We start from the raw sequence: 14,084 nt of genomic DNA, 5'->3' as shown, positions 1-14,084 counted from the left end.
TGATCTCCCCACCAGCGCAAAGGCGTTCTAGGCTCGTTCCTACCGCCGAATCGCGCAGTGCGGGGACGGGCACCGCACACGCACCGGAGCGCCAGCGGTACTTGAGCGACGCCCACGACCGAGGGTGCCGCCGGGCAAGGAGGGCCGCATGACCGTACGGCGAGTAATGGGCATCGAGACGGAGTACGGGATCTCCGTCCCCGGCCACCCCAACGCCAATGCCATGCTCACCTCGTCCCAGATCGTCAACGCCTACGCCGCGGCGATGCACCGGGCCCGCCGGGCCCGCTGGGACTTCGAGGAGGAGAACCCGCTGCGCGACGCGCGAGGCTTCGACCTCGCCCGGGAGGCCGCCGACTCCAGCCAGCTCACCGACGAGGACATCGGCCTCGCCAACGTGATCCTCACCAACGGCGCACGCCTCTACGTCGACCACGCCCACCCCGAATACAGCGCCCCCGAGGTCACCAACCCCCGCGACGCCGTCCTCTGGGACAAGGCCGGCGAACGCATCATGGCCGAGGCCGCCGAACGCGCCGCCCAGCTCCCCGGCGCCCAGCCCATCCACCTCTACAAGAACAACACCGACAACAAGGGCGCCTCCTACGGCACGCACGAGAACTACCTGATGAAGCGGGAGACCCCCTTCTCGGACATCGTGCGGCACCTCACGCCCTTCTTCGTCTCCCGCCAGGTCTTCGCCGGCGCCGGCCGCGTCGGCATCGGCCAGGACGGCCACGAACACGGCTTCCAGCTCAGCCAGCGCGCGGACTACTTCGAGGTCGAGGTCGGCCTCGAGACCACGCTCAAGCGCCCCATCATCAACACCCGCGACGAACCCCACGCCGACGCGGAGAAGTACCGCCGCCTGCACGTCATCATCGGCGACGCCAACCTCTCCGAGATCTCCACCTACCTCAAGCTGGGCACCACCGCCCTGGTCCTGTCCATGATCGAGGACGGCTTCATCGCCGTCGACCTGGCCGTCGACCAGCCCGTCCGCACCCTCCACCAGGTCTCCCACGACCCCTCCCTCAAGCGCCTCGTCACCCTCCGCAGCGGCCGCACACTCACCGCCGTCCAGCTGCAGATGGAGTACTTCGAGCTCGCCCGCAAGTACGTCGAGGAACGCCACGGCGCCGACGCCGACGACCAGACCACGGACGTCCTCAGCCGCTGGGAGGACACCCTCACCCGGCTGGAGAACGACCCCATGAGCCTCGCCGGCGAACTCGACTGGGTCGCCAAGCGCGAACTCATGGAGGGCTACCGCCGCCGCGACGACCTCGACTGGGACGCCGCCCGGCTCCACCTCGTCGACCTCCAGTACGCCGACGTACGGGCCGAGAAGGGCCTCTACAACCGCCTGGCGGCCCGCGGACGCATCAAGCGGCTCCTGGACGAGGCCGAGGTCGACAGGGCCCGTACGAAGCCGCCGGAGGACACGCGCGCGTACTTCCGCGGCCGCTGCCTGGAGCAGTACGCCGACGACGTCGCCGCCGCCTCCTGGGACTCGGTCATCTTCGACCTCCCCGGCCGCGACTCGCTGCAGCGCGTCCCAACCCTGGAACCGCTACGCGGAACGCGAAATCACGTCAAGGAACTGCTCGACCGCTGCCGCACCGCGGAAGACCTGGTCAGGGTCCTGTCAGGCGGCTGAGCGCGACCAGCGGGTACTCGTACCGCTCCGGGCGGGCGGGGTGGAAATCCCCCCGCCCGGGAATCATCGAGGTGGCCCCCGCACGTTGTGGAAACTGCGGGGCCGATGTCGGACCCGGCTTGTAGGGTCTGATCATCACCGATCGGCAGGCGAACTGAGCGGGGTGAGGGTTATGGCAACCAAGGACACCGGCGGCGGCCAGCAGAAGGCGACGCACTCGACCGAACAGGCCGAGGAGCAGACGCAGGAAGCACAGGCCTCGGAAGACCTCAAGGAACGGCACGAGAAGCTGTCGGACGACGTGGACTCGGTGCTGGACGAAATCGACGATGTCCTAGAGGAAAATGCCGAGGACTTCGTGCGCTCCTTCGTTCAGAAGGGTGGAGAGTAGGTTCTTCCTTCGAATCGAAGGTGGCGGGGGAGTCGGAAGTTGGAAGGCCTAGACGACGCGAAGCGCTGCTCGCGGTGCAAGCAGAACAAGCCGCGGGCGGCGTTCGCGCGAAACAAGGCTGTGCGTGACGGGCTGCAGGCCTATTGCCGGGAATGCGCGGCTGCCTACCATCAGGCGCGGCAACTGGCCAAGGGGAAAAACGTGCGACCCCCGGTGGAAACACCGGAGGGGCACAAGTTCTGTCGACGCTGCGGGGTGATCAAGCCGCACAGTGAGTGGCACCGCAACGCGACGGCTTCCGATGGGCTGTCGACAAGCTGCAAAGCCTGCCGTGCCCAGAAGGGGCGCGCCGATCACCTGAAGCGCTCCTACGGGCTCACCGAGGCCCAGCGGGACGCGATGGTCGTCTCCCAGCGCGGACTCTGTGTGATCTGCCTGAACGCTCCGGCCGTACATGTGGATCACTGCCACAAGACGGGTAGGGTCCGTGGCGTACTGTGCTTCAACTGCAATTCGGCCATCGGCAAGTTGGGAGACGATCCCGACGCCGTCCGCCGGGCCGCCGCCTACCTGGAAGGAAACTCGTGGAAGCCAATACTCGTGGCACCGGGCGTCTACCAGCTGCCTTCCTGACGCCGGGATCCTCCTCGTTCATGGATTTCCTCTCCGAGCACCAGCCCGAGCTGCTGCCGGGCAAGCGGCAGCTGCCGCCCACGCAGGGTGTGCTCGAGGCGCCGCACGGGACGACCATCGTGGCGGTGACGTTCCCCGGTGGTGTGGTCCTCGCCGGTGACCGCCGGGCCACGATGGGGAACATGATCGCGCAGCGGGACATCGAGAAGGTGTTCCCGGCGGACGAGTACTCGGCCGTCGGTATCGCCGGCACGGCGGGTCTCGCCGTGGAGATGGTCAAGCTGTTCCAGCTGGAGCTGGAGCACTTCGAGAAGGTCGAGGGCGCCCAGCTGTCGCTGGAGGGCAAGGCCAACCGGTTGTCGACGATGATCCGGTCGAACCTGGGGATGGCCATGCAGGGTCTGGCCGTCGTCCCGCTGTTCGCGGGGTACGACGTGGACCGGGAGAGGGGCCGGATCTTCTCGTACGACGTGACGGGCGGGCGTTCCGAGGAGACCCATTTCGCGGCGACGGGTTCCGGCTCGATCTTCGCGCGGGGTGCGATGAAGAAGCTGTTCCGTGACGACCTGTCCGAGGAGCAGGCGACCACGCTGGTGGTGCAGGCCCTCTACGACGCGGCCGACGACGACTCGGCGACCGGTGGTCCCGATGTCGCCCGCCGGATCTACCCGATCATCACGGTGATCACCGAGGACGGTTTCCGCCGGCTCACGGAGGACGAGGCCTCCGGGGTCGCGCGCGCGGTGCTCCAGAAGCGTCTGGAGGAGCCGGACGGTCCCAAGGCCGCCCTGCTCTGAGCGCGGGCCGCGGTGTGTTTTCAAGGTGATCCAGTGACCATGACAGAAAGGGACGGATAACCGGTGTCGACGCCGTTCTATGTCTCACCTCAGCAGGCCATGGCCGACCGGGCGGAGTACGCCCGCAAGGGCATCGCCCGGGGCCGCAGCCTGGTCGTTCTCCAGTACGCCGACGGCATCGTGTTCGTCGGTGAGAACCCGTCCCGTGCGCTGCACAAGTTCAGCGAGATCTACGACCGGATCGGCTTCGCGGCCGCCGGGAAGTACAACGAGTACGAGAATCTGCGGATCGGTGGGGTGCGGTACGCGGATCTGCGTGGGTACACCTATGACCGGGACGACGTGACCGCGCGTGGTCTGGCGAACGTGTACGCGCAGACGCTGGGCACGATCTTCTCCTCGGCGGCCGAGAAGCCGTACGAGGTGGAGCTGGTCGTGGCGGAGGTGGGGGAGACGCCTGAGGGCGATCAGATCTACCGGCTGCCGCACGACGGTTCGATCGTGGACGAGCACGGTTCCGTGGCGGTGGGTGGCAACGCGGAGCAGATCAGCAGTTTCCTCGATCAGCGGCATCGTGAGGGGATGACGCTGGCGGAGGCTCTGAAGCTGGCCGTGCAGGCGTTGTCGCGGGACACCAATGGCAGTGAGCGGGAGATTCCCGCGGAGCGGCTGGAGGTGGCGGTGCTGGACCGTACGCGTCCGCAGAAGCGGAAGTTCAAGCGGATCGTGGGTCGTCAGCTGGCGCGTCTGCTGGAGGCGGGCGGGGCGGCGACGGAGGCGGAGAGCGCCGAGGAGGAGTAGCGGTCGTTCGGCCGGTCCGTGATCGACGGTGTGTGCCCCGTCCGGGTTTCCCGGGCGGGGCACGCGGCCGTTCAGGGGGTGTGTGGCGGGGCTGTGGAGCCGCGGACGACGAGGTGGACGGGGATGTCCTGGCGGTCGGGCTCGCGGCCGTCCAGGACGGCGAGGAGGGCGTGCATGCCGCGTTCGCCGAAGAGTTCGGCGTCGAGTCGGACGGTGGTGAGTTCGGGGTCGAGGGCGGTGGCGAGGGCGAGGTCGTCGAGGCCGGTGACGGAGATGTCCTGGGGGATGCGCAGGCCGAGGCGGCGCAGGGCTTTGTAGGCGCCGGCGGCGAGTTTGTCGTCGTCGCAGACGATGGCGGTGGGGCGGGGGCCGGGTGCGGTGAGTGCGGTGGTGGTGGCGGTGAGGGCGCCTTCGATGGAGATCGGGGCGTGGGCGGTGCGGAGGTGGGTGCCGGGTGTGGCGGCCATGCGGGCCGCGAGTGCGTGCCGGCGTACGTCGAAGGTCCAGGAGGGGACGTCGGCGGCGAGGTGGAGGACGTCGCGGTGGCCGAGGGTGAGGAGGTGGTCGGTGATCTGGCGGATGCCGTCGGTGATGTCGAGGTTGACGGTGGCGGCGCCGAGGCTGCCGTTGGGGTCGCTGTCGAGCATGACGAGGGGGAGTTGGTCGCCGCGGATGGCGGTGAGGGCGTCGGCGGCCATGGAGGAGGCGATGACGCCGTCGAGGGCGGCCTGGGCGGAGGCGAAGGGGTCGCGGGCGGGGCCGATGCCTTCGGGGGAGGGGTAGAGGACGACGCCGAAGCCGTGGTCGGCGGCGACGCGTGCGGCGCCGGTGTAGACGCCGGCGAAGAATTCGGTGGTGAGGGCGGGGACGACGAGGAGGACGGTGCGGGTGTGGCCGAGGCGGAGGTTGCGGGCGGCGAGGTTGGGGCGGTAGCCGAGGTCGCGGGCGGCTTCGCGGACGCGTTCGGCGGTGGTCTCGGAGACGCGGCCGCGCCATTTGTCGCCGAGGACGAGGGAGACGGCGGCCTGGGAGACTCCGGCTGCCTGGGCGACGTCACGGCTGGTCGGGCGCGTGCTGCTGCGTGCCACCGGGGGCGTGCTCCTCTTCTGGTGGTTCGCCGTCGGGGTGTCCGGGGCTCACGTACGGTCGTCTGGACGGGTGAACTGCGCACATGGTACGTATGACGGGGGGCGTTATACGTAACACTTCGGGCCGTCGAGGCGTCCCGGGCGAGCCGTTGGAGGCTGGACATGGCCACGGGATACCTGGAGATCCTGCGGGCGCGGCACGCGTTGCGGCTGCTCACGGGCACCCTGGTGGGGCGGCTGCCCAACGCGACGGCCGCGATCGCGCTGGTGCTGTTCGTGCGCGCGGAGGGCGGCACGTACAGCCTCGCGGGCGCGCTGGCGGCGGTGTACGGCGTGGCGAACGCCGTGGGCCAGCCGATGCTGGGCCGGCTGGTGGACCTGTACGGGCAGCCGCGGGTGCAGTTTCCGGCGGCGGTGCTCTCGGCGCTCGCGATGACGGTCTTCGCCTTCTCGGGGACGGATCCGCTGCCGGTGGCGTACGCGGCGGTTGCGGCGTCCGGTCTGTTCACTCCGCCGCTGGAGGGCGGTCTGCGGGCGCTGTGGCCGTCGGTGCTGCGCCGTGAGGAGCAGGTGCACACGGCGTACGCGATGGACGCGGTGGCGCAGGAGATCATGTTCACGGTCGGGCCGCTGCTGGTGACGGTGTGCGTGTCGGTGTGGGACGAGCGGGCGGCCCTGCTGGTGCTGAGTCTGCTGGGTGTGCTGGGTGCGCTGTCGGTGGTGGTGTCGCCGCCTTCGCGCGCGTGGCGGTCGGCTCCGCGTGAGGCGCACTGGCTGGGTGCGCTGCGTTCGCCGGGGCTGTTGGCGCTGCTGGCGGCCTTCCTGTTCGTGGGGATCGCGCTGGGTTCCATCACGGTCGCGTCGGTGTCGTACGCGGACGGTCACGGTGGGGACGCGGTGTACGGGTGGCTGATGGCGGGGCTGGGGCTGGGTGCGCTGGCCGGCGGGACGGTGTACGGGGCCCGGCGGTGGGCGGGTGTGCCGGAGCGGCGACTGCGGGTGCTGGTGGCTCTTCTGGCGGTGTGTTACCTGCCGCTGATGCTGATGCCGGGTGCGGTGGCGATGGTGTTGCTGAGTGTGGTGTCGGGTGTGTTCCTGGCGCCGTGCATCGCCTGTGCGTTCATCATCGTGGACCGGCACGCGCCGGCGGGGACGGTCACCGAGGCTTTCTCCTGGCTTGTGACGACGTTCACCGTAGGCGCGTCGGTGGGAACGGGCCTGGCGGGGCCGGTGGTCCAGGCGGGGGGCACGCTGTGGGGTTTCGCGCTGCCGGGGGCGGCGGGGGCGGTGTCGTTGCTGGTCCTGCTGGCCACGGGGCGGGTCCTCGCAGCTCCCGCGCGGGGCGCGGTCGTTGCGGCTTCATCGGAAAATGATCCAAATCGTGCTGCCGAACCCCGTTTCAGCTCGGGGGATCGGGCGTAATGTTCAGTCATGGACCGCCGCATTTTCGGGCTGGAGAACGAGTACGGCGTCACGTGCACGTTCAGGGGACAGCGCCGCCTGTCGCCTGACGAGGTGGCGCGGTACCTCTTCCGCCGTGTCGTGTCATGGGGCCGTAGCAGCAATGTCTTTCTGCGGAACGGCGCCCGGCTCTATCTCGACGTGGGATCGCATCCGGAATACGCGACACCCGAATGTGACAACGTGACCGAGTTGGTCACCCACGACAAGGCCGGCGAGCGCATTCTCGAAGGACTCCTGGTGGACGCGGAACGACGCCTGCACGAGGAGGGAATCGCGGGCGACGTCTACCTCTTCAAGAACAACACCGACTCGGCGGGCAACTCCTACGGGTGTCACGAGAACTATCTGGTGGCACGGCACGGGGAGTTCTCCCGGCTCGCGGACATCCTCATTCCGTTCCTGGTGACGAGGCAGCTGCTGTGCGGTGCGGGCAAGGTGCTGCAGACGCCGCGCGGTGCGGTGTACTGCGTGAGCCAGCGCGCGGAGCACATCTGGGAGGGCGTCTCCTCGGCGACGACGCGTTCCCGTCCGATCATCAACACCCGCGACGAGCCGCACGCGGACGCCGAGCGTTACCGCCGGCTGCACGTCATCGTGGGCGACTCGAACATGTCCGAGACGACCATGCTGCTGAAGGTCGGGGCGACCGATCTGGTGCTGCGCATGATCGAGGCGGGCACGGTGATGCGTGACCTCACGCTGGAGAACCCGATCCGGGCGATCCGGGAGGTCAGTCATGACATCACCGGCCGGCGCAAGGTGCGTCTGGCCAGTGGCCGGGAGGCGTCGGCGCTGGAGGTGCAGCGCGAGTACTTCGACAAGGCCGTGGACTTCTGCGACCGGCGCGGTATCCGTACGGGTACGGTCGCGCAGGTGCTGGAGCTGTGGGGCCGCACGCTGGACGCGATCGAGACGGAGGAGCTCGACCGGATCGGCACCGAGATCGACTGGGTGATGAAGTACAAGCTCATCGAGCGGTACCGGGCGAAGCACAACATGACGATGTCGCATCCGCGGGTCGCGCAGATAGACCTCGCGTATCACGACATCCACCGTCGTCGTGGTCTGTACTACCTGCTGGAGAAGAAGGGGCAAGCCGCCCGGATCTGCAACGACTTGAAGATCTTCGAGGGCAAGTCGGTGCCGCCGCAGACCACTCGGGCGCGGTTGCGCGGTGACTTCATCCGGCGGGCGCAGGAGCAGCGCAGGGACTTCACGGTGGACTGGGTGCATCTGAAGCTCAACGACCAGGCGCAGCGGACCGTGTTGTGCAAGGACCCGTTCCGTTCGGTGGACGACCGGGTGGAGAAGCTGATCGCCGGAATGTAGCGAAAAGCGGGCGAGTCAAGCGTTCGGGCCCTGAAATGCCGGAACGCCACACGGGCGCCGTACGTTTACCGTACGGCGCCCTTCTCACGTCGTAGAGTTGCGCGCACGCCCACCACAAGATCGACCGATTACGAGGCCTTCCGTGCGCCGACGTTCACTCCTCCTCGCCGCCCTTCCCGCGGGACTCGTCACGCTCTCCGCCTGCGGTGACGACAAGTCCGGCGCGAGCAAGGGCGCCTCGCCGTCGCCCTCGGTGTCGAGCGCGCCGCCGCCGAAGATCGTGGACGGGCCCCTGCCGGCGATCACGGCGGGCAAGAAGTTCGGTGAGAAGCCGACCGTGGCGAAGGGGACGGGGGATCCGTCGCCGAACCTTGCGGTGAAGACGGTGATCGCGGGCAGTGGCCGCACGATCGCGGAGAACGACTTCATCCAGGCGAACTACCTGGGCCAGATCTGGGACACCGCCAAGGTCTTCGACAACTCCTACGACCGGGGGCGTCCGCTGCTGATGCAGCTGGCGCAGGGGACGATCATCGACGGCTGGCGGTATGCGCTGGCGGGCAAGAAGACCGGCAGCCGGGTGGAGATCGCGGTGCCGCCGGAGCTGGGGTACGGCAAGGCGGGCCAGCCGGACGCGGGGATCAAGGGGACGGACACGCTGGTGTTCGTGATCGATCTGATCGAGTCCTTCAACTCGAAGAGTTCCGCCCAGGGCAAGCCGGTGGCTCAGGATGATCCGGCGCTGCCGAAGGTGGCCACGAACACCGACGGGCAGGTGCCGAAGGTGACGGTGCCGAAGTCGGACCCGCCGAAGAAGCTGGTGTCGGCGTATGTGCTGGAGGGTGACGGTCCGGAGCTGAAGGCCGACCAGACGGTGCTGTGCCAGTTCCAGGGCCTGGTCTGGGAGGGCGGGAAGACCTTCCAGCGGACGTACGGCTCGGGCCGGCTGAGCCAGTTCTCGCTGGAGCAGATGGAGCAGACGGTGAAGGGTCTGGCGCAGGGGCTGACGGGCAAGAAGGTCGGCAGCCGGGTGCTGGTCGTGGTGCCGCCGGAGCTGGGGTACGGCGACAAGCCGCCGACCGGCGGGGTCATCAAGAAGGACTCCACCCTGGTCTTCACGGTGGACATCCTCGCCGCGATGTAGGGCGCGGTGCGTCCGTGGCGGGCGGGAGAGCTGCGGGGATGAAAGACTGTCCGCGTTTCGTGTCGTACACAAGCAGGAGCTTTTGACGTGAGCATCGAGAAGCCCGAGATCGACTTCCCGGGCGGCGAGCCCCCGGCTGACCTCGAGATCAAGGACATCTGGGAGGGCGACGGCGAGGTCGCCTCGGCCGGCGACTTCGTCAAGGTCCACTACGTGGGCGTCGCGTTCTCCACCGGTGAGGAGTTCGACGCCTCCTGGAACCGCGGTACCCCGCTGGACTTCCAGCTCGGTGTCGGCCAGGTCATCCAGGGCTGGGACAAGGGCGTGCAGGGCATGAAGGTGGGTGGCCGCCGTCAGCTGGTCATTCCCGCGCATCTGGCCTACGGCGACCGCGGTGCGGGTGGCCGTATCGCTCCGGGTGAGACGCTGATCTTCGTCTGCGACCTGGTCGGTGTGACCAGGCGCTGACCGGATCCGGTCGGAAGGGGGCCCGTGCGGTACGCGCGGGCCCTTCTTCGTTGCCGCTTGCCGATCAGGAGGGGTCACCTTCCTGGTCCGGCTTTTGTCCGGACACCTGGGAGCGGTACGGTCATCGGTCGGAAGCACCATAGGGAAGGCGAAGGGCGTCGATGGCCATTGCCAAGGCCGAGCGGCTGATGAACCTCGCGTTGTGTCTGCTCGGGACACGGCGGCCGCTCAGCAAGCGTGAGCTGCGCGAGTCCATCGAGGCCTACCTCGAAGCGGGGAACGACGACTCGTTCAACCGGATGTTCGAGCGTGACAAGGACGACCTGCGCGAGCTGGGCCTGGTCATCGAGACGGTGGAGAACCTCGAGGGCGAGGTCGGCTATCTCGCCCGCCGGGACAGCAACCGGCTGCCGCCGATCACCCTGGACGCCGAGGAGGCCGCGGCCCTGGGTCTGGCCGCGAAGGTGTGGCAGCAGGCCCGGCTGGCCGGTGCGGCCAGTGGCGCCCTGCAGAAGCTGCGTGCGGCGGGGCTGCCGGAGGACGTCGATCCGTACGAGGCGCACGGGGCGCTGGAGCCGCGCATCCCGGTGCACGAGGCGGCCTTCGAGCCGTTGATGCTGGCCTGCCGGGACCGCCGGCCGGTGCTGTTCGACTACCGCAAGGCCTCCGCCGTGCATCCGGAGCCGCGGCATGTGGAGCCGTGGGCGCTGGAGTGCTGGCGCGGCCACTGGTACCTGGCGGGCTGGGACCGGGACCGGGGCGCCGAGCGTGTCTTCCGGCTCTCGCGGATCACGGGCCGGGTGCGTTCCCGGGGTACGGGCTTCACCGCGCCGGTGCCCGACGTCGTCACCGTGCGGGAGACCGTGGCGGGCTGGGCGGGGGAGATCGCGGACCGTTCGGCGCTGATCCGGCTGCGGTCAGGTGCCGGTTACCCCTTGCGGGCGAAGGCCGTCGGGGTGCGGGAACTCGGTGACGGCTGGGACGAGTTGGAGATCCCGTACGGGCACGGTCTGGATGCCTGGCTGGTGGAGTTCGGGCCCGACGTGGTGGTGCTGGAACCGGCCGAGCTGCGGGCGGACGTGGTGGACCGGCTGCGTGCCGTGGCCAAGGGCTGAGGGGGAGCAGGACAGTGGCAGGCAAACCGGCCAGGCCCGTGAACGCCATCGACCAGACCCGGCGGATGCTCTCCCTGGTGACCTATCTGCGGGAGCGTCCGGGTGCCCGGATCGCGGACGTCGCCCGTGCCTTCGGCATCAGCGAGGACGAGCTGGTCGCCGACCTCGATCTGCTGCCGATGTGCGGGACGAGCTTCCGCGGCGGGGATCTGCTGGACATCGACACCGACGGCGAGCGCATCTGGTGGCACAACCCGGCGGCGCTCGGCGAGGAGGCGGCGGAGCCGCTGCGGCTCGCCGCCGACGAGGCCACCGCGCTGCTGGTGGCGGCCCGTGCCGTGTCGACGCTGCCGGGGCTGCGGGAGAGCGACCGCCAGGCCCTGCTGCGGGCCACCGCGAAGGTGGAGACGGCGGCCGGTGAGGTGGCCGGTGCCAGTTCCCGGCTGTCGGTGACGTTCGAGTCCGAGGGCGGGGTGTTCGCCGATGTCGACCGGGCGATCTCCGAGCGCCGCCGGCTGTGGATCCGCTACTACTCGCCGGCCCGTGACGAGGTCACCGAGCGCGAGATCGACCCGATCCGCCTGGTCAGTGTCGGGCACACGTACGTCGAGGCGTGGTGCCGGCGCTCGGAGGCCCGGCGCACCTTCCGGCTGGACCGGGTCGCGGAGATCCGGATCCTGGACGAGCCGTCCGCGCCGCCGGAGATCGAGCTGCGGGATCTGTCCGAGGCGCTGGTGCAGCCGGCGGCGGAGGATCCGGAGGTCGTCGTCGAGGTCGGTCCGGGCGGCCGCTGGGTCGCCGAGTACTACCCGCACGACAGCGCCGATGAGCTTCCGGACGGCGGGTTGCGTATCACTCTGCGGACCCCCGATCCGGCGTCCCTGCGCCGGCTGGCGCTGCGGCTGGGCCGCGACGGCAGGATCGTCTCGCCGCCGGAGCTGGCCGACAGTGCCCGCAGCGCGGCCGGACAGGCGCTGGCGGCGTACGACGTGCCGCCGGTCGCGGTGCGGGGTGCCGGCGGCGGGGACGAGCGGCCGGAGTGAGCCGCGGTGGGCGGCACCGGCCGCCGCGGCCCGGGTGTCGGCGACCAGCTACGAAGGAGCGAGGGATTTGAGCGAGTCTCCGGGGTCGGGCGCGGGCGGGATGACGGTGGCGGCGGCCTTCGCCGGGATGAGAAGAGCGGTCCCGGTGATGTTCAGAGCGGGCTGCCCGGACTGCCGGGGCCGTTTCGAACTGGCGGCGAGTGCCCTGCGGCTCGCGATCGGCGGGAGCAGCCGGACGACGTTCTACTCCTTCACCTGCCCCGAGTGCGGGGCGGCGGTCCGCAAGCCGGCGGGGGAGCGGGTGGTGGAGCTGCTCACCGGCGGCGGGGTGCGCACCCTGCGGCTGCACTCCACGGCGTAGGCGGCTGCGTCCGGCGGCGGGAGACGGTCTAGGCTCGGTGGCATGTTCTGGCCGATGTTCGCGGTAGCCGTGGGTTTCCTGGGTCTCGCCGTTCTGGGGGTGCTCGCCGTCCGGGTCTTCGTGGAGGCGCGGCGTCTGGGGCGGCAGGTGGCGGCCTCGGCGAGCCGTATCGACCGGGCGGCGGAGGATCTGGAGCGGTCCGTGGCGAGCGCGTCCCGCGCGGTGGACGCGCTCTGAGCCGTCGCGGGGACGCGGGTGAGGTGGGCGGCACAAGCGGTTTGCGTCACTTCGCCCTGTCATGCTGCCCATCGGGAAAGGTACGCTGCTGGTCGTGGTGCGGCGAACGAGGCCCGTGCCGCTGACCGGGAGTACGCACGGGGATTGCCTGACGTTTACCCCTGAGCGTTACGATCGCTGACAGCACGACCATCGGACGCATGTCCGACGGGTCGGACAGCGCCCACCCCCAGCCGCCTCGGTGAGAAGGTAAAGACTTATGTTCGGAAGGCTCGGAGCTCCCGAGATCATTCTCATCCTCGTCGTCATCATCCTGCTGTTCGGCGCGAAGAAGCTTCCGGACATGGCCCGCTCGCTCGGCAAGTCCGCGCGCATCCTCAAGAGCGAGGCCAAGGCGATGAAGGAAGAGGGCAACTCCTCCCAGCAGGCGCCCGCGTCCAACGAGCAGCCCCCGGCCCAGCGCACCATCAAGGCGGCCCCCGGCGACGTGACCAGCTCGCGGCCGGTCAACGAGCCGACGGATTCCACCCAGCGCTGACGCAGGGCCGGAACGCCCCGGCCCGCCGCACGAGATGAGGACGTGGGTTGCTCAAGCCTGCCCGCAAGAAGGAGAGAGATCCCGAGGGGCGGATGCCCCTCGCGGATCACCTTCGTGAGCTCCGCAACCGGCTCGCGAAGGCCATGCTGGCCATCGTCATCGTGACGGTCGTCGCGGCCTTCTTCTACAACGACATCATCAACTTCCTGACGAAGCCGATCCTCGACTCGGTGGGTTGCCAGGAGACCTTCGAGCAGCTGGCGAAGTCCTCGGACAAGCACACCTGCGCGGAGATCACGATCAACGGCCTGCTCGCGCCCTTCACGCTGGCCCTGCAGGTCTCGCTGACGGCGGGCGTGGTCCTCGCGTCGCCGATCTGGCTGTACCAGCTGTGGGCGTTCGTCGCGCCGGGTCTGCACCAGCACGAGAAGAAGTACGCCTACGCCTTCGTCTTCACCGGCGCCCCGCTGTTCTTCGGCGGTGCGTTCTTCGCGTACAAGGTGCTGCCGACCACCGCGAAGGTGCTGATCGACTTCACGCCGAACGGCGACATCAAGAACCTGCTGCCGCTCGACGACCTGCTCCAGCTCGTCACCCGCATGGTGCTCGTCTTCGGTCTCTCCTTCGAGCTGCCGCTGCTGCTGATCATGCTCAACCTCACCGGGGTGCTGACGGGCCGGCGGATGCTCGGCTGGTGGCGGGCGATGATCCTCGGCATCACCGTCTTCGCGGCCGTGGCCACGCCGAGCACGGACCCGCTGTCGATGCTGGCGCTCGCGGGACCGATCTGGGTGCTGTACTTCGGGGCCGTCGGCTTCTCGCTGCTCAACGACCGCCGCAAGCTGCGCCGCGACGCGGCAGGACCCGGGGACGACGAGGCCTCCGAGCTGGATCTCACGCCCGAGGAGATCGGGGCGGTCGAGCCCATCCCGGCCGCGCGGGCGCTGCCCGAGCAGGCGAGCACGGACCGGGTCAACGGCTACGACGACGTCACCTGAGCCGCGCCGGACCGCTC

Annotated in this window: 16 protein-coding genes; 15 read left to right on the top strand and 1 reads right to left on the bottom strand. The window is 69.4% G+C overall.

Translation table 11 applies throughout. The annotated features are described in order from the left end of the window. Positions 1-148 precede the first annotated feature (148 nt). From dop to prcA, 5 genes are all read left to right on the top strand, one after another. On the top strand, positions 149-1,660 hold the full coding sequence (dop, locus tag N8I86_RS09120) for a depupylase/deamidase Dop (RefSeq protein ID WP_351943782.1): 1,512 nt from the start codon (positions 149-151) through the stop codon (positions 1,658-1,660). A 172-nt stretch (positions 1,661-1,832) separates the two neighbouring features. Beyond that, positions 1,833-2,051: a ubiquitin-like protein Pup gene (locus N8I86_RS09115; protein WP_073899701.1), complete on the top strand. Its 219-nt coding sequence runs from the start codon at positions 1,833-1,835 to the stop codon at positions 2,049-2,051. A 39-nt stretch (positions 2,052-2,090) separates the two neighbouring features. After that, complete coding sequence (locus N8I86_RS09110; protein ID WP_263277544.1) at positions 2,091-2,684, top strand: endonuclease VII domain-containing protein; 594 nt, start codon at positions 2,091-2,093, stop codon at positions 2,682-2,684. Next, entirely contained in the window at positions 2,636-3,481 is an 846-nt protein-coding gene (gene prcB, locus N8I86_RS09105; protein WP_263277543.1) for a proteasome subunit beta, read from the top strand. Before N8I86_RS09110 ends, prcB begins: the two co-directional genes overlap by 49 nt. Before the next feature lie 63 nt (positions 3,482-3,544). Next, a complete protein-coding gene (prcA, locus tag N8I86_RS09100) occupies positions 3,545-4,282 on the top strand; it encodes a proteasome subunit alpha (protein ID WP_073899694.1) in 738 nt (245 codons plus the stop codon). Positions 4,283-4,353: 71 nt separating this feature from the next. On the opposite strand, the gene N8I86_RS09095 is transcribed toward prcA, so the two are convergent. Then, positions 4,354-5,370 (bottom strand): LacI family DNA-binding transcriptional regulator, encoded by a 1,017-nt coding sequence (locus tag N8I86_RS09095; RefSeq protein WP_263277542.1) that lies wholly within the window; start codon positions 5,368-5,370, stop codon positions 4,354-4,356. Between the two features lie 162 nt (positions 5,371-5,532). Here N8I86_RS09095 and N8I86_RS09090 point away from each other — a divergent pair, with 162 nt between their 5' ends. The 10 genes from N8I86_RS09090 (at position 5,533) to tatC (ending at position 14,067) form a co-directional block, all read left to right on the top strand. Beyond that, complete coding sequence (locus N8I86_RS09090) at positions 5,533-6,792, top strand: MFS transporter (RefSeq protein WP_263277541.1); 1,260 nt, start codon at positions 5,533-5,535, stop codon at positions 6,790-6,792. Positions 6,793-6,801: 9 nt separating this feature from the next. Continuing rightward, positions 6,802-8,163, top strand: coding sequence for a Pup--protein ligase (gene pafA, locus N8I86_RS09085; protein ID WP_073899688.1), 1,362 nt, complete (start codon positions 6,802-6,804; stop codon positions 8,161-8,163). A 142-nt stretch (positions 8,164-8,305) separates the two neighbouring features. Further along, complete coding sequence (locus N8I86_RS09080) at positions 8,306-9,307, top strand: FKBP-type peptidyl-prolyl cis-trans isomerase (protein WP_073899686.1); 1,002 nt, start codon at positions 8,306-8,308, stop codon at positions 9,305-9,307. A gap of 87 nt (positions 9,308-9,394) precedes the next feature. After that, positions 9,395-9,775, top strand: a complete 381-nt coding sequence (locus N8I86_RS09075) for an FKBP-type peptidyl-prolyl cis-trans isomerase (protein WP_073899684.1) — start codon at positions 9,395-9,397, stop codon at positions 9,773-9,775. Positions 9,776-9,936: 161 nt separating this feature from the next. Continuing rightward, positions 9,937-10,890, top strand: a complete 954-nt coding sequence (locus tag N8I86_RS09070) for a helix-turn-helix transcriptional regulator (protein ID WP_073899682.1) — start codon at positions 9,937-9,939, stop codon at positions 10,888-10,890. 14 nt (positions 10,891-10,904) lie between these two features. After that, positions 10,905-11,933 (top strand): helix-turn-helix transcriptional regulator, encoded by a 1,029-nt coding sequence (locus N8I86_RS09065; RefSeq protein WP_123438446.1) that lies wholly within the window; start codon positions 10,905-10,907, stop codon positions 11,931-11,933. Positions 11,934-12,033: 100 nt separating this feature from the next. Continuing rightward, entirely contained in the window at positions 12,034-12,294 is a 261-nt protein-coding gene (locus N8I86_RS09060) for a hypothetical protein (RefSeq protein ID WP_073900074.1), read from the top strand. Positions 12,295-12,336: 42 nt separating this feature from the next. After that, a complete protein-coding gene (locus N8I86_RS09055; protein ID WP_073899678.1) occupies positions 12,337-12,531 on the top strand; it encodes a hypothetical protein in 195 nt (64 codons plus the stop codon). A 259-nt stretch (positions 12,532-12,790) separates the two neighbouring features. Then, positions 12,791-13,069 (top strand): Sec-independent protein translocase subunit TatA, encoded by a 279-nt coding sequence (gene tatA, locus N8I86_RS09050; protein ID WP_073899676.1) that lies wholly within the window; start codon positions 12,791-12,793, stop codon positions 13,067-13,069. Positions 13,070-13,116: 47 nt separating this feature from the next. Further along, complete coding sequence (gene tatC, locus N8I86_RS09045; protein WP_263277540.1) at positions 13,117-14,067, top strand: twin-arginine translocase subunit TatC; 951 nt, start codon at positions 13,117-13,119, stop codon at positions 14,065-14,067. Positions 14,068-14,084 lie beyond the last annotated feature (17 nt).

Source organism: Streptomyces albidicamelliae (genome assembly GCF_025642175.1).
In the GTDB taxonomy this organism is placed as follows: domain Bacteria; phylum Actinomycetota; class Actinomycetes; order Streptomycetales; family Streptomycetaceae; genus Streptomyces; species Streptomyces albidocamelliae.
This window is presented reverse-complemented; position numbering and strand designations above follow the sequence as displayed.

Excerpts from the sequence above, each read along its gene's own strand:
- dop (WP_351943782.1), top strand. The coding sequence starts at position 149 with ATGACCGTACGGCGAGTAATGGGCATCGAGACGGAGTACGGGATCTCC.
- N8I86_RS09115 (WP_073899701.1), top strand. The coding sequence starts at position 1,833 with ATGGCAACCAAGGACACCGGCGGCGGCCAGCAGAAGGCGACGCACTCG.
- N8I86_RS09090 (WP_263277541.1), top strand. The coding sequence starts at position 5,533 with ATGGCCACGGGATACCTGGAGATCCTGCGGGCGCGGCACGCGTTGCGG.
- pafA (WP_073899688.1), top strand. The coding sequence starts at position 6,802 with ATGGACCGCCGCATTTTCGGGCTGGAGAACGAGTACGGCGTCACGTGC.
- N8I86_RS09070 (WP_073899682.1), top strand. The coding sequence starts at position 9,937 with ATGGCCATTGCCAAGGCCGAGCGGCTGATGAACCTCGCGTTGTGTCTG.
- N8I86_RS09060 (WP_073900074.1), top strand. The coding sequence starts at position 12,034 with ATGACGGTGGCGGCGGCCTTCGCCGGGATGAGAAGAGCGGTCCCGGTG.
- N8I86_RS09055 (WP_073899678.1), top strand. The coding sequence starts at position 12,337 with ATGTTCTGGCCGATGTTCGCGGTAGCCGTGGGTTTCCTGGGTCTCGCC.
- tatA (WP_073899676.1), top strand. The coding sequence starts at position 12,791 with ATGTTCGGAAGGCTCGGAGCTCCCGAGATCATTCTCATCCTCGTCGTC.